13 protein-coding genes, 1 tRNA gene and 1 pseudogene are annotated in these 19,836 nt (G+C 48.2%); 5 read left to right on the top strand and 10 right to left on the bottom strand.

Features of this window, described 5'->3' with window-relative positions; genetic code table 11:
- Positions 1-141 precede the first annotated feature (141 nt).
- The 3 genes from OXH18_RS04845 to OXH18_RS04835 form a co-directional block, all read right to left on the bottom strand.
- A complete protein-coding gene (locus OXH18_RS04845; RefSeq protein ID WP_268611281.1) occupies positions 142-1,572 on the bottom strand; it encodes a LuxR C-terminal-related transcriptional regulator in 1,431 nt (476 codons plus the stop codon).
- A gap of 446 nt (positions 1,573-2,018) precedes the next feature.
- On the bottom strand, positions 2,019-2,810 hold the full coding sequence (locus tag OXH18_RS04840; protein WP_268611280.1) for a hypothetical protein: 792 nt from the start codon (positions 2,808-2,810) through the stop codon (positions 2,019-2,021).
- Positions 2,811-2,955: 145 nt separating this feature from the next.
- Positions 2,956-3,945, bottom strand: coding sequence for a GntR family transcriptional regulator (locus OXH18_RS04835; RefSeq protein WP_268611279.1), 990 nt, complete (start codon positions 3,943-3,945; stop codon positions 2,956-2,958).
- A 292-nt stretch (positions 3,946-4,237) separates the two neighbouring features.
- Here OXH18_RS04835 and OXH18_RS04830 point away from each other — a divergent pair, with 292 nt between their 5' ends.
- A complete protein-coding gene (locus tag OXH18_RS04830; RefSeq protein WP_268611278.1) occupies positions 4,238-4,975 on the top strand; it encodes a dienelactone hydrolase family protein in 738 nt (245 codons plus the stop codon).
- 17 nt (positions 4,976-4,992) lie between these two features.
- Here OXH18_RS04830 and OXH18_RS04825 read toward each other — a convergent pair whose 3' ends face one another.
- Positions 4,993-6,120 (bottom strand): hypothetical protein, encoded by a 1,128-nt coding sequence (locus OXH18_RS04825; protein ID WP_268611277.1) that lies wholly within the window; start codon positions 6,118-6,120, stop codon positions 4,993-4,995.
- A 256-nt stretch (positions 6,121-6,376) separates the two neighbouring features.
- Here OXH18_RS04825 and OXH18_RS04820 point away from each other — a divergent pair, with 256 nt between their 5' ends.
- On the top strand, positions 6,377-6,760 hold the full coding sequence (locus OXH18_RS04820; RefSeq protein ID WP_268611276.1) for a hypothetical protein: 384 nt from the start codon (positions 6,377-6,379) through the stop codon (positions 6,758-6,760).
- Here OXH18_RS04820 and OXH18_RS04815 read toward each other — a convergent pair.
- Both OXH18_RS04815 and ligA read right to left on the bottom strand, forming a co-directional pair.
- Positions 6,757-8,625 carry an alpha/beta hydrolase gene (locus OXH18_RS04815; RefSeq protein WP_268611275.1) on the bottom strand — a complete coding sequence of 623 codons (1,869 nt, stop codon included), beginning with the start codon at positions 8,623-8,625 and terminating at the stop codon, positions 6,757-6,759. The two genes, OXH18_RS04820 and OXH18_RS04815, sit on opposite strands and share 4 nt — an antisense overlap.
- 78 nt (positions 8,626-8,703) lie before the next feature.
- On the bottom strand, positions 8,704-10,875 hold the full coding sequence (gene ligA, locus OXH18_RS04810) for an NAD-dependent DNA ligase LigA (RefSeq protein ID WP_268611274.1): 2,172 nt from the start codon (positions 10,873-10,875) through the stop codon (positions 8,704-8,706).
- Between the two features lie 123 nt (positions 10,876-10,998).
- On the opposite strand from ligA, the gene OXH18_RS04805 reads away from it, so the two are divergent.
- Together OXH18_RS04805 and OXH18_RS04800 are read left to right on the top strand one after the other, a co-directional pair.
- Positions 10,999-11,466, top strand: coding sequence for an acyl-CoA thioesterase (locus OXH18_RS04805; protein ID WP_268611273.1), 468 nt, complete (start codon positions 10,999-11,001; stop codon positions 11,464-11,466).
- Positions 11,467-11,837: 371 nt separating this feature from the next.
- Positions 11,838-13,103, top strand: a complete 1,266-nt coding sequence (locus OXH18_RS04800; protein WP_315874626.1) for an aspartate aminotransferase family protein — start codon at positions 11,838-11,840, stop codon at positions 13,101-13,103.
- A 180-nt stretch (positions 13,104-13,283) separates the two neighbouring features.
- On the opposite strand, the gene treY is transcribed toward OXH18_RS04800, so the two are convergent.
- The 4 genes from treY to OXH18_RS04780 all read right to left on the bottom strand — a co-directional run bounded on the left by treY (position 13,284) and on the right by OXH18_RS04780 (position 19,115).
- On the bottom strand, positions 13,284-16,103 hold the full coding sequence (treY, locus tag OXH18_RS04795) for a malto-oligosyltrehalose synthase (protein ID WP_315874677.1): 2,820 nt from the start codon (positions 16,101-16,103) through the stop codon (positions 13,284-13,286).
- A gap of 28 nt (positions 16,104-16,131) precedes the next feature.
- A complete protein-coding gene (locus OXH18_RS04790; protein WP_268611271.1) occupies positions 16,132-16,338 on the bottom strand; it encodes a hypothetical protein in 207 nt (68 codons plus the stop codon).
- 548 nt (positions 16,339-16,886) lie between these two features.
- Entirely contained in the window at positions 16,887-18,737 is a 1,851-nt protein-coding gene (gene treZ, locus OXH18_RS04785) for a malto-oligosyltrehalose trehalohydrolase (protein WP_268611270.1), read from the bottom strand.
- 305 nt (positions 18,738-19,042) lie between these two features.
- A tRNA-Ala gene (locus tag OXH18_RS04780) sits at positions 19,043-19,115 on the bottom strand.
- A 534-nt stretch (positions 19,116-19,649) separates the two neighbouring features.
- Here OXH18_RS04780 and OXH18_RS25605 point away from each other — a divergent pair.
- Positions 19,650-19,748, top strand: a pseudogene (locus OXH18_RS25605) (AAA family ATPase); the annotation flags it as partial.
- Positions 19,749-19,836: the final 88 nt, after the last annotated feature.

The following is a 19,836-nucleotide window of genomic DNA, read 5'->3' as shown; positions in this document are numbered from 1 at the left end:
AATTTACGTCGAAATTTTTAACGTCGAAATTTTTATGCCGAAATTCATTTCACGTTTGTCGCCTGCTCAATCCCTCTGCCAAAGGACAATGAGAGTTAGATGGGCAACCGTGACATACCCTCCACTGAATCATTGGTTCAGTCAATCACTTTCAATCGCGTGGTAAATCGCTTGACAGCGCGTGCGAGCATTCAGTTTGGTTAGCAGATTATTGATGTGAAATTTTACGGTGCGTTCACTAATGTGAAGCGCTGTGGCAATATCGCGATCGCGTGCGCCTTGCATCAATAACTCCAAAATTTCCTGTTCACGTTCAGATAGAGATTGCCGGGGTGATTCTATCGTCGTTTCTAGGCCCCAAGTTTCCCCCCGCATCACCGCTTCTATGGCCGATCGCAATTGAGTAGCGGTGGTCGTTAAATCGAGTTTGGCGGTTATACCTTTAGGAATGAAGCGATTGTGGGCGATCCACAATACAGGGCTGACGGCTGCACTCGCTTGTTTAGGATCATCTGTTAGTAAGGGAATTTGAGCATCCTCCAAGCTACCAAACATTAATCCTGCTTGATAGGCTAGTTGGGTGAAGGCGGTTTGCAATAGCGGCAGTTGACAGTGAATCCGAATCCAAGGGCCAAGCGGACAACAGGGATAAGGAAGTTGTAGTACTACCTGAACCACATTTTGATTTGCACCAATGAAGGTTTGTAGCGTTCCGCCCAAATAAGTGACTGCCAACAGCAGGTCACTGAAGCGAGATGTAACCCAATCTCGCAAGTGGTGGAGTTCAGTTTGAGGTAAAACAACGGCTTCCAGCGTAATTTGCTCAGATCCATAGCTGAAGCGACAGTAGGAACAGTCCATGGTTTGCAGAATCTCTGCCGATCGCAACAGCAAAAACGCAAAGGATGGGGACAAAGGGCGCTCGGTTCCTACCAAAATAAAGCGGGTGTGGCTAAGAATTTGAGACAGTTGCTCTGAAAGCGGCGTGTGCGCAAAGGTGATGACTGAACTGGGTGAACCAGGTTGCTGAAGATGAATGCTAATTTCTAGGGTGATGGCCAGCGTGGTACAGAGTCCTTGCAAAATTTCTAAAAATTCTGGCGATAGAGGCTGATGGCTAAACACTGCCAAAACTCCAATCACCTTATCGTCAATGACGAGAGGGTAGCCGGCAAAGCCAGTAATTTGCTTAGCGATCGCCCAGTCTCGATCTTTCACCCACGGCTCATCGGCCAAATTATTGCTTAAAAACGGAATCCGATTCTGCGCAATTTTTCCTACTTTGAATGCGCCTAGTGGAACTTTGCTAAAAAAACCATTGGTATTGGTATACATGCCGGATGAGGCAACGAGCCGTAGCGCAGCCCCATCGGGTTCCATTAACCAGATTCGGGCAAACGCACAGTCAAATTTTTTGACTAGTCCATCGGTTGCTCGCTTAGCGATGCTGTTGGGATCAAAACAGCCACTAAAACTTTGCACCAACTCACTGACTCGCTGTAAGCCAACGAGTAGGCGCATCGAGTCTAGAATTCCAGTGGCTGGTTCTGACACAATCAACGGTTGAAACAATCAGCAATGTAAACAGCACCAGTTTCATTGAGGCGCGAATTGCAGTCTTGGCCTGTAACCAACACTACCGTTAATGCGATCGTCGAGTCTGGCTACTGCATCTGTTTCATTCTATTGCGCTTTACAAGTTCTGAAAACTTGGTGGTGCTGTGCAAGCCGATAAAGTTTTGCTGAATGAGCCTGAAAGGTTAAAAGTAAAGGTAGAACGTGCAATACGATCGTTTCAGTTATTATTAGCCTAATGACATTGGGTTTTGCACCCCGAACCCCCTCATCTCCCCACCCCGGCTCCCAGCACTCGGAGAGAAGGGAAACACAACGGGTAAGGGCGGCTGACAAGATCTGGCAAATGAATCGCCCGTGGAGAGAGGAATGTAGGGCAAGGGTGACACACATGACAGGCTCCCTGCCAAAATCACCCGCCACTACCTTTGCGAAGGCAGAATTTACGAATGCAGATATTTACAAAAACTAGTTTCCTTTAAAGCTGTATACAGTTCCTCATAGTTGCTGACAACAGTAGATAAATCGTCCGATAGAATTTTGCGATGACTACTTTTAACACTCACTGGTTCCACATTAAGAAATTCAAAAATTCTGTCTCTGTAGTGGTTTTGTGCCTGTTCAGATTCAAATAAGTCTTCATAGCGGATATTCAAAACGTTTCGAGCAGGCAGCTTAGAAATCAACTCAAATTGATCATGAGTTTCCTGTTCAAATATTGCTAGATCGTGCAAAACTGTATCGATCGGAATGTACATTTTCTCCCGAACATTGCCCTGGTTTTGTTCTACCTTAATCGTACCCGTTCGTCTCATAACAAACCGTGATAGTACTCGCTTCAGAGCATTTTCACGATAGAGATTAATCACTAAGATATCGCTCTGGTGCTGAAAAAAGGATTGAAGTTGTCGTTTCTGAAAATTAATCGAAAAATCTTTAATTCCAATGCTTTGAATCTGATTCCAATGTTTAACTCTGGGTTGCTTCTGGTTACGCAGGCGAGAAAATGCTGAATAGGTTTGTGCCGAATAGAAAAAAACCTTGCTTGAATAGATATAATCCAAATACTCTGTAACCGAATTGCCTCCTAGCTTAAAGCGTTTATGCAGCTTATAAGGAAGCATCCAATCCCCAAGCACTTCTCCATAATTGATGACGTGAGGGTGAGAATTGAGTAGATTCACAAGGTAGTTGCTACCACTGCGCCCATTGGTTAGGATAATATGTCTTTGCATAGAGCCAGGTGAGAATGATGCGGCCCCTGTAAGATATACGGAAAACCTTGAAGCTAGCAGGACATTTCCAATCGAACTTAGCTGCAACTTCATCAAAGGCAGCTTGTTTCTAAAAGTTCTGTAAAGATTTGCCGGATTTTCTCGGTTACTCTAATCCCAACTCTCGTTTTAACAGTGCGATCGACTTTTCGCCAATATAGTTTTCACAGCAGATGAGTTGAGGCGGACGAATCAAATCTTCACGCGAGGCGGCTACGGCTGCTTTCACGGCTGTGCAACTTGCTTGATCAAAGCTGAAAATGGTTTGGGCGCTGCGCACCATGGCAGTCAGCTTAAACTGATCCTGTGGCTGAGTGGTCATAATCAGCAGATCTTCGCCCCGTAAACTGTGTACAATTACTTCGGCCGCTCGCAAAATGCCAGAACTGATGCTTACTAATCCCAACCGGCTATCTTTAGGTAGCTTCAGCAGTTTTTGAATTTCTGCCCCATAGTCATAGATATCTACCGGAATCACGCGCACCGCCTTGGGAGAGGCGATCGCTTCGGCATCTCCGATGAAATAACGGCTGGTAACGACCGTACCCGATCGAGTTTGCTCGAGCACCTGCCCCAATTCTTCAAGGGGAACTAATTGAACCGGAATTTGTAGTGCTTTCTCCAGTTCTTGGGCCATCAACTCGCCCACACCAATGTCCTGCTTTTGTGCCGTCACCAACACCCGCGCACTACAGCGCAATCGCCAGTCAATTTCTGCCAAAAATAATTCTCTAGCTTGGGTCAAAGAGCAGCCTTGGCTCAGCAATTCGTCTAAACTTTTTTGCACTAATTTGTGCGCCTGTGGATATCGCTCCATTAACGGAGAGCGAACTTTAGAGTTGCCCCCTTCGTCGCCTTGGGCACGTACATAAATGCCTGATCCTGCGTGGGCATCGACAATGCCATCTAGCTCTAGTTGACGATACACCTTGCTAATCGTATTGCGATGCAACCCAGTTTCCATTGCTAATTGTCGAGTGCTGGGCAATCGATGACCAGGGGGATATTGACGGGACGCGATCGCAAAGCGAATTTGATTGTATAGCTGTGTGGATGCCGGGATGTCACTGTCGGATTGGATGTGAAACCGAACCATAGAAGCCTCCAAGGTGCTCGTATTGAGCAGTTAGCGCGTTTAACTCAGGTTATTCTACTGCCAATCGCCTAGCTGACCTACAGCTTAAACTAGGCACAATTTGGCACTTAAGAGTTGCTGTGAATGATTGACCTCGATATAGGAACTAGCAAAGGAACTTAAGAAAGGGAACTAAATCCATCTTACATTTTGCAAAAAGAGTAATTTTACAAGGGCTAGATTTCGATCGTTGCCAATGCAGTAGACTACGAAAGGCAACCTAGCAATCAGTCAAACAAAGGGCGGTGTTTGCATGACAAGTCAGGAAATATACGCAGATTGGGTGAAAGTTTCCAATGGCGAGTTACACATGGATGCTTACCTGGCTCATCCCACAGCAACGGGGACCTTTCCAGCCGTGATTGTGATTCAAGAAATTTTTGGCGTCAATGCCCACATCCGTGATGTCACTGAGCGGTTTGCCAAAGCAGGCTATGTGGCGATCGCTCCAGCAATTTATCAGCGTGTGGCTCCAGGGTTTGAAGTGGGGTATAGTCCCGATGATGTTATAACGGGCAGAAAATATAAAGAGCAAACGAAAGCGGATGAATTGCTAAGTGATCTACAGGCGACGATCGGGTATTTGCAATCCTTGCCCTTGGTGAAGCCCGGGTCCATTGGGGCGATCGGGTTTTGCTTTGGTGGTCATGTAGCTTATCTAGCCGCAACCCTGTCAGATATCCGGGCTACGGCCGCTTTCTATGGCAGTGGCATTGCCACGATGACACCCGGTGGTGGTGCTCCCACTCTTACGCGCACAGCCGAGATTCAAGGGGAAATCTACCTGTTTTTTGGCACAGAAGATCCGCTAATTCCCAACGAGCAGGTAGATCAAATTGAATCTGAACTGCAAAAACACGCGATTCGCTATCGGCTTTTCCGCTATCCAGCAGGACATGGTTTCTTCTGCGACCAGCGATCGGACTATGATCCTGAGTCCGCGGCCGATGCCTGGAAACAGGTGCTAGAACTTTTTGGTCGAACCCTATAAGCTCGAACCTTATAAATTTACGATCGTAGCTGCCAAAGCGTCTGCCACTGCTGTTGAGTATTGGGTTGCATCCACCTCAACCTACTGATGTTCGTGGGACTAAATTCATGGAAGTAGTGCTGTGTTTGTGTTTGAAAAGCTTGAAAACTCCGATCGGTTGCTTGCAGTTCAGGGTGTTTTTCTAAGCAAAGATCGATCGATCGACGGGCAATTTGTGCCCAAATGTTGGCATAGGGAACGTTAGTTTTGGCATAGTACAAAGCACTGCGATATGCCAAGTAAGCAAAGCGATAGTCTTGATTCCATCCGTGCAATAGAGACAAGCATCGTGCAGCCAGTTTAGCCCTCCATGGCTTGGGCGGATAGCCGATTTCTAAGTTCGGCAATGTCTCCAAAAAGGTGTCTAAATAATTAATTGAGTAATTCTGCAAGTAATCTGCTAATTGAGTATGAATAAAGCGTCGCTCATATCCCCAGTAGTGTTTAACCAAATGCGGACAAATCGATAGATTTGTGGCTTGGCTCAAGACGACTCCTAAAGCAAATTGCTCAGTATTAAATACGGGAAAGACTTCATAAAACCGATCGAGAAGTGCAAGTGCCTGGTCTAGAAGCGATCGATGGCTGATATCGATTCCCACTACGCCAGAGTTGAACATCGGCAATTGCGGGGAAATTTGGATGTCATTACTAGTTGTCTGATATATCTGTTCTAACTTTTCCGGTTCTAACGAGTTGAACATAGGTTGCCAAAGCCGATGATCTCCGATCGTACATTCAAAGTTATGCATGAGTGATGCATCAGGTGATATAAACTGGAATAATTCCAGTGGATTTTTGAGAAAATAGGTATCTGTGTCAATCAAGACGGTGGGTGCTTGATAATGGTCGATCGCCTTCATTAGAGCAAGAATCTTGGCGCGATGAGGATAAACTCCGCCTTGAGTCCAATCTGCAATTTCCTGCGCAGATACACCAATCCGATCGATTGGTAAATCAAAGCCTATGTCGTCTCGATCGCTGATCACGCTAATGGTACAGTCGGCTTGATGGCGCAAAAACCGCAGGGCGGATAGCACACTAAAAGCGAGTTCCAACTGATATGTCCGGTTGTCACCGTATAACAAATAGGTGATTACAGTCATCGTGCACCCTCAACTATTGCTGAACTTTCCGGGCAAGGTTGTTTGGGGAACAATCCTCCAACTCCCCGCTCTGCCATCGCCACCTTCGATTGACTCGGCCCTTAGATGGAACTTTTTCGTTTTATCATGCTGGTTTTGAGTTGAACGAGTCTTGCGCAGCTTTCTTCCTTTTGATAGAACTTCAGCTTTTGTTAATCGGTGTTTGCAAGTAGGATTGATATAATTTTGGCGACCTATCGAATAGAGCGTATTTGGTATGGCAACTGCGACAGTGCTAGAGTTCATGCAACGAACGGCTGAAGATGAAGCGTTGCAGCAACAGCTAGAGAATTTGCTAGGTGTTGGGGACGGTAATATCAGCAGCGAGACTGAGTTAGACCCGGCGGAGTCCGAAGCCCTGGGAGAGCGTGCCCCGATCGTGGCTGAGTTTGCAGCCCAAAATGGCTTTTCGTTCTCGGCAGACGAATTATTAACTGTCGTTGATGCGTTTCAGAAACACCAGGCGGGCGAAATGTCGGATGAGGACTTTGCGGCCATGTTGGGAATTTCGCTAGCAAACGAGAGTATCGATGCGGCGGTGCCCACGAATCGCCTCAACCGTCTAGTCAGATACCTCTCGAAGACATACTTGGGCTACTAGGGCTTCGTCTCAGCATCCCTTTGGCGTAACGTGGCGCTGGTACTAGGCAAAACCAGCTCGATCGTTTGCTCTTCTATGGCTTTCATGAGTTGATCGGGGGTCAGCACGTGCACCAGGCTGATTGGTAGCGAGGCCTCGGCAATATATCTGGCGTAGGATGCCTCTAAATACGGCAGATAAGTGAAGTCACCTGCCACATGCAGACCCAAGAAAGCCAGTCCGATACTCTGAAGGTAGAGATGGGCAATTTGCGGATTGGGCCCCACCACTTCAGACGGTAACTGCACGAGTGTTCCTTGAGACAGTGAGGCTTCTGGATCAGGAACATCGATCGATGAGAAGTGGGTTCCTCCCTGTAGAAGCAACAGATATCGTTCGGGCGTTTGCAGCCAAGTAAAGGGACGAATTTGTTCGGGCAGGGCAGGGGCGATCGTGTCAGCCGTACCACTCACTATCATGACTGGAACCTGAATGTTGGCATAATCGGCTTCACCTAAAAGACTGCTGCCGATCGGGTTGATGGCCAAAACCGCTTTGATGCGAGGATCGCGCAGATCTGGCAAAGGTTGAGGAAGATTGAGGGCACGGCATTGAAGTAACAGCGACAGATTTAAGGTGTCAGTGGTGCAATCTGCCTCTAACTGCTCCACGTTAATTTGTGCTCCGGCCAAGGCCAAGCCGGTATATCCACCCATGGATTGTCCAATGATGCCCACTTGGTTCAAATTGAGCCGCCCTGCTAAGGTTGGGTCGGTTTGTGACAACTCAGCGAGTTCATTTAAAAGGAATTGAATATCCAAGGGGCGATTGATAAATTCATTCGGTTCCGTCACTTGGCTCGCTTGTCCTGAAATCAGCGCTCGAAGCTGCTGGGCATTGCTGCCAGGGTGTTCAGGGACTGCTACCACAAAGCCGTAGGAAGCTAGATGCTGCGCTAAGTAGGCATATGTTCCTCGATCGGAGCCAAGTCCGTGGGAAATAACAATGACTGGGGCTGCTGTCGCGGGCGTTTGCTCGGACGCTGTGTTCAGTTGCGGCCAATAAATATCAACGGGAAACGATCGATTGCGCTGTGGATCATACAACCCAAGGGTTCGCCGCTGCCAAGGAAACGAACCAGGTTGGCGCAAATCTGGCAAAGACGAAAAATCAATCCACGACGTGAGGTAGGCCTCTGCGGCAGACTGCTCTTTAACTAACGCCACGGCATCTTGCGTTTGGCGAATCAGTTCTTCTAAATCTCCGACAATTCGTAGCGTTTGTACCAAATCTACCCGAACCCGGGATAACGGAAATTGCTTCAGCACATTCAGCACAGTTAATCCTTCGGTTTCGTCGGCCGCCGCCAAGATCAAAGCCGATCGAATGGCATAGAAGCCAGAAAGATTAGACTCGGTGCGTACCACATTGCCCAAGCGTTCCAGCAGCATCTCGCCTTGGTCAGTGTAAAGAAACTGCGCCACCGCCACTGCTGAAAGATCCGCACGAGTCGAGAGAAATTGCCGCAGAGTAGCAAGCTGCTGATCATTGAAAAAACGAGTGTAGGCTTTGAGGTCGCTAGATACTGTGCCCTCTTCAGCATACGCAGCTAGGGATTTGACAGCAATCGATCGTTCAACAGCGCCATAGGACAACGTAATGCGTTCGGCTCCCAACGCTGAACCAGCCGTGAGAATGATGGGCAAAATTCCAATGCTGACCAGTCGCGATAAGAGTCGCTGGAAGTTGAACCCAGCTTTGGTAGATATGTTCCCATTTTGGGATTGTTTGACCGTGCCTTGTGCAAAAATGCCAGGAGGGCACAGAGGTTGTACGGATCGATCGCTCGATCGATGAGAGACAGGTGATCGTCGAGTCCGGGACACAGCGAAGGGTTCGCAATTCATAACCGGATGTCACCAAGGTAGGAGAGTTAAGTCCACTCTAGCTGTCAACCATCCAGGCTAGGGTGATCTCTCTTCTAACGATGCGATGAGTTTTTGCAAATCGGCTTCGGTCAACTGGGTGATTCCTAACTCTTCTGCCTTGGCCAATTTTGATCCGGCCTCTGCTCCCACGACTACATAACTAGTTTTGGCGCTAACAGAACTAGTAACTTTGCCACCTGCTTTTTGAATTAGGGCTTTAGCCTCGTCGCGGGTCAAGTTAGGCAGCGTTCCAGTAATCACAAACACTTTGCCTTTGAGGGGCTGTGGTTCTAACGCACTCGATCGGTGAGATTCACCCGCTAGCTGCACCCCTGCCGATCGCAACCGCTCAATTAACGCTTGATTGGCCGGAACCCGAAACCACTGGTGCACCGATTGGGCAATTTCTGTGCCAATGCCATACACCGAGGCGACCGTTTCAATCTCTGCGGCTGCCAGTGCCTCAACCGTCGGAAAGTGATCAGCTAAGACCTGCGCATTGACGCTGCCAATGTGGCGAATGCCCAAGCCATACAGCACTCGCGCCCAAGGCTTATGCTTGGATTGATCGATCGCGTCTACGAGATTCTGCGCAGACTTTTGCCCCATACGATCGATCTGCATCAGTAGCTCTACGGTGAGGTCATACAGATCGGCGACGGTGTGTATGAGGTTGCGATCGACCAACTGTTGCACCCACTTTTCTCCTAGGCCGCGAATGTCCATGGCGTCTCGGCTAGCCCAATGTTCGATCGCCTTGCGCAAAATTGCCGGACAGGAGGAATTGACGCAGCGAATCACGGCTTCTCCGGTTTCGCGTATCAGCGGTTGACCGCATTCTGGGCAATGGGTCGGCATTTGGTAGGGTTGCGTAGCTTCTGGACGCAATTCAGGCAGCACCCGCACCACTTCGGGAATAATTTCTCCAGCTTTACGCACCACCACCGTATCGCCAATGCGAATGTCTAGTTCTGCTACGCGATCGGCGTTATGCAGGGTTGCGCGTGATACCGTAGTTCCCGCCAACTGCACTGGTCGCAAAAACGCCATCGGTGTCACTGCCCCAGTTCTACCCACGTTGACATCGATCGTTTCAACTACTGTTGGCGCTTCTTCGGCTGGATACTTGAGGGCAATGGCCCAGCGTGGAAACTTTTGCGTAAAGCCAAGCCGCTCTTGCAGCGTCAGGGAGTTGAGCTTGACTACCACCCCGTCGGTCAGATAGGGCAACTGCAACCGCTCCGTAGACCAACGATCGTAGTATGCAGCCACCTCCTCCAGCGATCGACAGAGTTGACGATGGGGATTGACCTTAAAGCCCATGTTTTGCAAAAGTTCCAGACAATCCCACTGCGTTTGCGGCGTTTGGCGTGTGGCATGTTCTGGTTTTAGAACCGTGTGCTGAGGCGACGCGAAGGTGGTTAACAGGGAAAGCTGCGCTTCAGTATCCTGTAAAGTCTCCCCACCTTCCGATTCCCGGTTTTCAACCCCCATCGCCTCATCCACTACATGCAGGGTATAGGCAAAAAAAGCTAGCCGCCGTTTAGCCACCACCCGTGAATCCAGTTGTCGCAGGGTTCCCGCTGTAGCGTTACGCGGATTGGCAAACAACGATTCTCCGGATTGCTCGCGTTCTTGGTTAATTTGTTTAAACACATCCAACTCCAGAAACGCCTCGCCCCGTACTTCCACGATCGACGGTGGATTCTCTAAATTGAGCCGCAGGGGAATCGATCGAATAGTTTTGACATTTTGGGTAATTTCTTCTCCGGTCATGCCGTCTCCTCGCGTCGCCCCTCTCACTAAAATCCCCTGCTCATATGTGAGCGCCAAAGCATTGCCGTCTATTTTGAGTTCACAGACGTACTCAAATGACTCCACCTCTGGGGCTACCCGTCGCCAGCGCTCTTGCCAACTCGCAAACTCATCGAGATTAAACGCATTCTCCAGACTGTAAAGGGGAATATTGTGTTGAACGGAGGTAAACCGCGTCGCTGCCTTTTCGCCGACTCGCTGCGTGGGGCTATCGGGGGTAATCAACTCTGGATACTGCTGTTCCAGGTTTTGCAGTTCTCGATAAAGCTGATCATAGACAGAATCGGGCATTGTGGGAGCATCCAGCACATAGTATTCATAGCTGGCTTTTTGCAGCAGCTTCCGTAGTTCGGCAAGGCGCGATCGCGCAGCTAATTCTGGAGTGGAAGACATGGTGACTTCGTTCGGGTGCGTGAAGACTCTAGGATAGGAGAAACGAGATGAGTAGATCAGAAAAGGCTAACGAATGAAGACTCAAGAACAACAATCAATGAGCGAGTAGTTTTTTAAGATCAAATGTACCAGTTTCCTTTTGTTTATCATCGCACAGTTCGGTTTCAAGATACGGATGCAGCAGGCGTTGTCTATTTTGCCAATGTTTTATCAATGTGTCACGAAGCCTATGAGGCAGGGTTGGTAGCCGCAGGAGTTAAATTGCAGGAGTTTTTCAGTGGAAACCCTGTAGCCATTCCGATCGTTCACGCCAACGTGGATTTTTTGCGCCCGATGTTTTGCGGTGAACAATATGCTATTCATCTGACGCCTACCGTCGTCACAGACACTAAATTTCAGTTGTCTTATACTCTATTTCCGATCGATGACTCCCTGGCCAATCGGCCTACATTAGACAAACCCAGCGCCCAAGCCACAACCGTGCATGTTTGTATTGATCGCCAAAGCCGTCGCCGCGCCCCCTTACCGAGAGCGATCGGGCAGTGGCTTCAGGAAAAGCATGAGAAGCAAGCAGCAAAGGATAAGGGCTAGAGGAAACAGAGGGATTGAGGGTGAGGGCTAAACCCAACGGCATGGCGAGAGCAGCGTTCTCACAACCACTGCCCGAAGGATTGTTAATCAAATCCTGACATTCCTCCAAATATCTTCATTTTGGAATTAGGATTTTTCTATGATCAGAAATGGTTCACATTGAGCCTAACTTGCAAATGGTGCGAGTGAGATGCCAAAACTTCTTTGATTATTTACAACACCCATAGGAAAGCTGGCGTAAAATCAAATACTCAATCAAAAAAAGCCATAACTTCCTGTCGATCGTCGCTGAACTTGAACAATTTTTTAGATTCCGGTAGCTCTCTATATTGCAACCTGTTGTTTCGACTTCCCGTTTGGAGGCGTATCTCGTGAGTCCAGAAACCCTTGTCCAACCACCCACTCTAGAAACTGCTCCGTTACAAATTTCGCCAGCAGATTTTGATCACTATGTCATGTCAACCTATGCACGCTATCCCATCACCCTAGAAAAGGGAGAGGGCTGTCGCGTGTGGGATACGGATGGGCGAGAGTATCTAGACTTTGTAGCTGGAATTGCCACTTGCACCTTGGGACATGCGCATCCGGCTATGATTGCAGCAGTGACGCAGCAAATTCAGAAGCTGCACCATGTTTCCAATCTGTATTACACCCAAGAGCAAGGAGAACTGGCCAAATGGCTGGTAGAGCATTCCTGTGCCGATCGCGTGTTTTTCTGCAACTCTGGAGCCGAAGCTAACGAAGGTGCCATTAAGCTAGCTCGGAAGTATGCGCATACTGTATTGGGAATTCAAAGCCCGATTATCATTACGGCACATGCTAGCTTCCACGGCCGCACCTTAGCCACCATCACCGCCACTGGACAGCCCAAGTACCAGAAGAACTTTGATCCGCTGATGCCGGGTTTCTACTATGTTCCGTACAACGACATTACAGCCCTAGACGCGGCGATCGCGCTGCTAGATGGCAATGAACGGCAAGTGGCGGCAATTATGCTGGAAGCGTTGCAGGGTGAAGGCGGTGTGCGTCCAGGGAACTTAGAGTATTTCCAGCGCATCCGCGATATCTGCAACGAGAAGGGCATTTTGTTGATTGCTGATGAGGTGCAGGTAGGTATGGGCCGTACCGGGCACTATTGGGGCTACGAAAATTTGGGCATTGAACCTGATATTTTCACTTCGGCAAAAGGACTAGGCGGCGGTATTCCCATCGGCGCTATGTTGTGTAAGTCGTTTTGTGATGTGTTTCAACCAGGTGATCACGCGAGTACCTTTGGTGGCAATCCTTTTGCAACTGGGGTGGCGCTAGCAGTGTGCAAAACGTTGGAACAGGAAGGGCTGTTGGCGAATGTGCAAGCACGGGGCGAGCAACTGCGATCGGGTTTGGGAACGATCGTGCAGCAGTATTCTCAGCACTTCAGTGAAGTTCGGGGTTGGGGACTTATCAACGGCTTGGTGCTGAGTGGCGACACTGAACTTGTATCGGCGGATGTTGTTAAAGCAGCGGCGGCAGAAGGGCTGTTGCTGGTACCAGCCGGACCAAAGGTGGTACGGTTTGTGCCTCCACTGACGGTGAGCGCGGCTGAAATCGATCGGGCGATCGAGATCATTAACCGGGGTATGACTACACTGGTCTGATTTCCAATTAAGGCAGGTTGTCCGAGGTTTGCGTTTCGGCTAACCTGCTGCTCACAAAATTTGCAGCTAGGTTTATAGCTATTCCAGAGATGAGCCAAAGTCACGGGCTAGGGCAGTTCGCGAACTGCCCTAGCGGGGATCTTTGGTTGATGCCAGTGAGATCTGACACGATAACCTAAATTAAGCTGGCTGCTCCACCTTACCTACCAGCAACGCCACTGGAAATTGAGCAAAGATTTCCTTGAGCCACAGGGTTTCCTCACTTTGAATTTCTTCACCCGTAATCGCGTTGTGCAGCACAGCCGAAGAGCCAGGTGGTTGCAAGATTCGGGTTTCATGCCAAACTTGTTCGCCCAGCGGATATTCCCCTGCTTTAACCAGTTCTGTGAGCAACCGCGGCACCACCACGATCGCCCGCAGGTCTCCTAGTTCCCGAGTAAAAGCGACTACATGTCCCTTCAAGCTGCCCAACACAGTCAATTTTTCGTAGCTGCCCCGTTGAAACAACTCAGCATAGGTGCGACGAGCTTGCAGGGTGCGATAGATCAAGAATAGCTTTAAGCGAGCATCTTCTGGGGTTTTCAGTAACTCTTCAATGTAGGTCAAAATGCCTTTTTTGGATTTCGATCGCGCCTTAGTTTTAATTTCTTTAAGGTATTCTAGCCGACGATCAAAATCCACAGGACGGCGATTATCGGGATCGACTAAGCTTAAATCCCATAGTTCCGTCCCTTGATAAAAATCAGGAACCCCGGGCGTTGTCAGTTTCAGCAGGGTTTGAGACAGCGAATTGAAAACCCCATAGTGCTGAATTTTGCGTTGAAACGGGCGAAACGCTTCCAAAAACGGATTCTTGGCTGAATTATCCAAGGTGCGATCGATAAACTGCATAAACGCATCTTCGTACTCTGCGTTGGGGCGAATCCAGGCGGTGTGGGTTTTCGCCTCGCGAATTGCTTTAATAATGTATTCCTTCATTCGCTGCACAAAATTGGCATAGTCAGCCTCATGAAAGGGGAAGGCTCCTACTAAAGATTGATAAAAGAAATACTCATCATTGCGGCTGGGTGCACTCATGTTGCCGACTTTTACCTTATGCACAGCGTTGATTTCATGCCACTGTTTCAGGCAATCTACCCACTCTTGCGGCATTTCCGACAGCACGTTAATCCTAGCCCGCACATCTTCGCCGCGTTTGGTATCGTGAGTGGCCGTAGCGTTCATGGCGTGGGGCCAGTGAGACGATCGCATCTGATTGAAAGCATGGAAATCATCGATCGACAGACCAAAATGAGCCGGTGAAGACCCTACCTCGTTGAGTGAAATTAAACGGTTATAGACATAAAACACCGTATCTTCAACGCCCTTCGCCATCAATGGCCCCGTAAACTGCTGCAAGCGCATGATGAAATGCAGCCACAGCTTCTCGTCCTCCTGACTGAGGTGATCATCAAAATCTAGCGACAAGAATTTTTCGATGAAATAAAGCTCGTTGCCAAAATCGGGCAGATTCTCCTTAGCTCGACGCACTACCCACTGCATACACTCTTGATCGGCTTTGCTGGCTCCTTCACGGCTGATGTAGGTACGATAGACCGGAAACACCGCCAAAATTTCTACTAAGGCCCGTTTCAAACCATACATGGTGAAATCACTAGCATAACGATGGCGATCGGCAATTTGCTTCAATAAGTGGGCTAAGTTATCAATATCACCCGCCAAGTGTTTGCCAATAATCAGGCGTTTATTTTCATCAATTAACTTCTCCAGATCCACAAACTTGCCAATGAATTGGTGATAGATTGCATCAAACTCTGATTCATTCGCTTGCTGACAAAATAAACCATTCACCTGACTCATGAAGTCGTAGCCTGTAGTTCCCTGAATCGGCCAGTTCAGGGGCAGTTCTTCGTCCGCTTCCAGAATTTTCTCGACGATGAGGTACACATCAGGCGCACCATCGCGCAACCGGCTGAGATATTGAGCGGGATCATAGAGTCCATCGATGTGATCAATTCGCAGTCCAGTCAGTTTACCTTCTTGTACCAGTTGCAAAATGAAGGCATGGGTTGTGTCATAAACCTTCTGGTCTTCCACTCGCAGCGAAATCAAATCATTGACTGTAAAAAAGCGCCGATAGTTCAGTTCTTCGTTTCCCACCTTCCAATAGGCCAAGCGAAAAAACTGCTCATTTAGAAGACTGTCAAGCAGATTAAAGCTTTCCGGCTTCCCCACTTCTCCGTTAAACGTTTCGATATTCTGTTCAATAAACGCCTTCACCTCAGCGCTTTCGTTCCAAAGCTCCCACAACATGCGCTTGATGAAGGTAATTTGATCGTAGCGCTCTCGTCCTTCTGCCCCTGAAGGAATGTACTTCAACATGTAAAGCACCCCCAGCAGCTTGATAAACAGAGGGTGATTGCGCCCTAACTGCTCCCGCAGCCGGGACAAGTCATACATCAAGATGTGGCTGTAGGATTCAATTCGCAAGGGAAAACTTTGATCGTAGTAATTGATAGAAATTCCTGCTTGGTCATAGCGCAGTTTCAGTTCACCGCTTTCCAAACAATCACCGCAAAACTTACCCAAAAACGGAGCTAGAACCCGACCGTTGATGCCGTTATAGGGATGGTTCCAGTCAATGTCAAAGAAATTGCGATATTGTGAGTCTGGCCCATTTTCCAACACATCGACCAAAATATGATTTTGGCTGCTGAACGCCATATGATTTGGCACAATATCTTGCACCCAGCCCATCTCATAGCGCTTTAGTGTCGCCACCAGTCCCTCAAAGTCTTCTGTTCCTCCCAATTCTGGATTAATCTCTTGAGGATTCACGACATCATAGCCGTGAGTACTGCCTTTGCGGGCTGTGAGAATTGGGGACGCATAAAGGTCAGAAATTCCTAGCTCGGCTAAATACGGAATGATGGTTGTTGCGTCTTGAAAGTTAAAGCCTGCATTGAACTGAATCCGGTACGTTGCGAGAGGAATTTGCATCATGATGGGATTGGGGGGTAGGTCTGGATCAAGTTGAATTGAGCAGATTAGGGATAGCGTAACGCAACAGTTTGTAAAACACTAGGTTGCTGAGGTTGCCACCTTTGTTACAAACCCCACGTCGATCGAGGTCATTCAAATACTCTGGCTCACCCGTTTGACGGTAGAAAATGAGACGTTGGAGCAACCTGCCAATCGCTCTCAATCGTTGTCTTTGGGCTTTGATCAAGCTCATCTGCATAAGAGTCGCTAGAGTCGCTATATTGTCGCTCTGAAGCCGATCGCTTCGGCAAGAGGGATGTCACCCCTTTGTTAGTTCTTACTTAATATTTTGCTAATGTTTCGTTAATATTTTTAGCATGGAGTCGAACCCCATTTCTAAAAGTCTGGTTTGTTGGGGCATAGCTAATCTCTAATTGCAGGGAACAGACGATCGTTCAAATCCAGGATGTTCAAACTCAAATTGACTCACTATCAGATATCGTAACGTTGCCCCTAGCTATGAAAGATGCACGGTAATAGCCGCGAACCCATCAGCACCCTTCTTCAGCAAGCCACAGATGCAGGAAACACTCGATCGAGCTGTGTTAATGTTTAGAAAAGCACTGACTCAAACAGAATTTCTAGTAGTCTAGCGCACAGTTAGAAGAAACTGAAGCAAATCTGTGCAACCTTGATTCAAGTTTGTAGCAAAAATGGAGATGTCATTATAAAAACATCTCCGAGGGCCGCCACTTGCACTCAGTTGCGGAGGGTGGGCATGGTTCATTCCACCCCGTTTTTTTATAACTCACTCAGGTAGACTACTACACTGTGCGGCGCGATCGAAAAGGATTGTTGGGACACGGTGGCGTCTCGTGTGGTTGGCATCACATCAGGCAAGGTAGACCCCTGTCCTTGCCAACGAGCATCAGCCGAATCAAGCGCTTTTTTCCAAGTTCCCAGTGGCAACGCCATCGTCATCTCAACTGGCTGCTGATTAAAGTTCATGAAAGCTAACATCTGATGACTTCCCTGCCAACGTCGCAGTCGCAATAGTTTCTGCTCTTCTATCCCGGTCACTTCGTAGCTTTGGCGATCGAGCGCTGCATGAGCTAGAGCTGGTGAGGTTTGCCGTAGCTTCAGCAGAGCTTGGTAGAACTGCCACAGCGTTTTGTGGTGTCCTTCGTGTCGCTTGTGCCACTGCAACTTAGACCGTTGAAAGGTATCCTCCGCCTGGGGATCGGGGGCTTCACCATCAGCATGGAAGGCTGCAAATTCCTGCTTGCGGCCTTGGCGCACCCCTTCAACAAGAGCGGGATCGCTATGGCTAACGAAATACAAGAAGGGATTGGGTTCGCCGTACTCTTCGCCCATAAACAGCATGGGTACAAACGGAGACAGTAACAGGGCTGCCGCCGCCAGCTTTTTCGCGTCAAAGGAAATTAAGGTCGAGAATCGATCGCCCAACATGCGGTTTCCTACCTGATCATGGTTCTGAATGCACACCACAAATTGCTTTGGGGGGCAATCGCTGGGATCATCGCCGTGGTAGCGCTGGCGGTGGGGCGAATAGTCCCAGGTGGTGATGTAGCTTTTTTCGTAGGCTTTGACCAGTTGGTTGAATGCGCCATAGTCTTCATAGTAGCCATGCTGTTCCCCGGTCAGCAGTACATGAATGATGTGATGAAAATCATCGCACCACTGCGCATCAATGCCATAGCCACCCACACTGATAGGACGAATCAGGCGGGGATCATTCAGATCAGTCTCGGCAATTAAGTAAAATTTGCGGCCGATCGTACCTGAAAGTTGCGCTGTGGCTTCGGAAATTTCTCGCATGATATGCCGTGCACCAAAATCATAAATAGCGTGCACCGCATCTAGTCGCAAGGCATCAATATGCACATGCTCAAACCAATAGAGGGCATTTTGGACAATATACTCTCGTACCCCAGCGCTGTAGGCATCATCGTAATTAATAGCGCTGCCCCAAGGCGTTTTATATTTGTCTGTAAAATAAGTGCCCATGAACCAGAGGTAATTGCCCTCTGGACCTAAGTGGTTATAGACCACGTCTAGTATTACAGCAACTCCTGCTTCATGGCAGGCATTCACTAATGTTTTCAGCCCATTCACACCGCCGTAGGAATTTTGTACTGCATAGGGAAAAACGCCATCATACCCCCAGTTGCGATCGCCTGGAAATTGAGCCACTGGCATAATTTCGATGGTATTCACGCCTAGTTCCTTCAAGTCTGGCAGGCGATCGATAATGGCCTCAAATGTGCCTTCTGCTGTGAAAGTACCCACATGTAGTTCATAGATCACCATCCCTTCGAGAGGAATGCCCTGCCACGCCTGATCTGTCCAGTTGAATGCCCCTTGATCCACTACTTCTGAGGCTTTATGAACGCCTTCAGGCTGTAAGTAGGAGGCTGGATCAGGAAATTCTTGGTCGCCATCATATTGATAGACGTAGCGCGTTCCCGGTTCTGCTTCTGTCGTGACTTGCCAATAGCCTTGTTCGTTCCGCTGCATGGGAACCAGTTTGTCTGCTGGTTCAACCAGGTGTAAGGACACTTCCTGTTTCAGAGGGGCCCACACCGTAAACTGCGTTTGCCGATCGCCCAAATACCAAGAACCTAGTTGCATAGCTTCAATAGAGGGGTGAAAGAAGTTTCAGTAAAAGCAAATTCCCAAAACTAACAGAAAACTCTAAAGCGATTTTGCGATTTTTCACAACCCTCTCCAGAGGTAGGCGGTGAGGAGACAGGATAAAGGCTAGCGATCAGGATTTAGAAAAACTGCGCGCGTTGTCGATCGGGTTCATCGACTTCTGAGCCACAACCACTTTGTCTTGACAAAGTGGTTGTGTAAAGCAACTCTGAAACATGTCTCAAACACGTCTCGCTGCTTCCAATTACACGCAGATCTGTCTCCGCCAACGTCTCGTTCAATGGAGCTAAGCGGATTCGAACCGCTGACCCCCTCAATGCCATTGAGGTGCGCTACCAACTGCGCTATAGCCCCGCATCGCGTTTTCTATGATTCCCCAAAGTGAAGCAATTTGTCAACAGTAGCTGAGAAATAATGTGCCGCATCCAGCCATAGTTTAAATTCGCAACAATGCCGATCCGACTCAGAAAGCGATCGTTCCTCCTTCATATTCGTGATAGGCTAAGAACTGTATGACTGATTATTTCATAGACTGCCACAAATTAAGCTATGTAGATAAAGAATAGACGAACGGATTCTCTAATAGATTCTCTAGAGTTGATCGAACTAGATTTGTTCGTCATTACAAAACTGGAAGAATTGGGTAACGAATTGGTCAACACTTGGTTGTTCATTGAACGGTGAGGACGGGCTACACCTTGTGTAACCTTACTTAAGAGTAGCTTTTGCCTATGAGCATCTCAAAGCAATGACCCAGAAATAGAGTTTGTCGTAGTTGTTGAAATGAAATTTTGTTGTGAATCCTAGTGTGAAAGAAACTTATCATTGTTGGCCTTGAACATTTCTCTGATTTCAATTTTTATTTGCTCTTCTGCTGGTGTTTAATCCATGGCTTACTACATTGCTCCTCGTTTTCTCAATAAACTAGCTGTTCATATCACTAAAAACTTTTTGGATTTGCCAGGTATTAAGGTACCGCTAATTTTAGAGGGTGTTTGAGAAGCCAGGAAGGTCGTAAAAAAGCTCACTCAGTGTAGGCTGCGAATAGCAAATATCTACAGCCCTGAGTGAGTCA

Origin of the sequence: Thermocoleostomius sinensis A174, from assembly GCF_026802175.1 — a bacterium.
In the GTDB taxonomy this organism is placed as follows: Bacteria; Cyanobacteriota; Cyanobacteriia; order Elainellales; family Elainellaceae; genus Thermocoleostomius; species Thermocoleostomius sinensis.
This window is presented reverse-complemented; position numbering and strand designations above follow the sequence as displayed.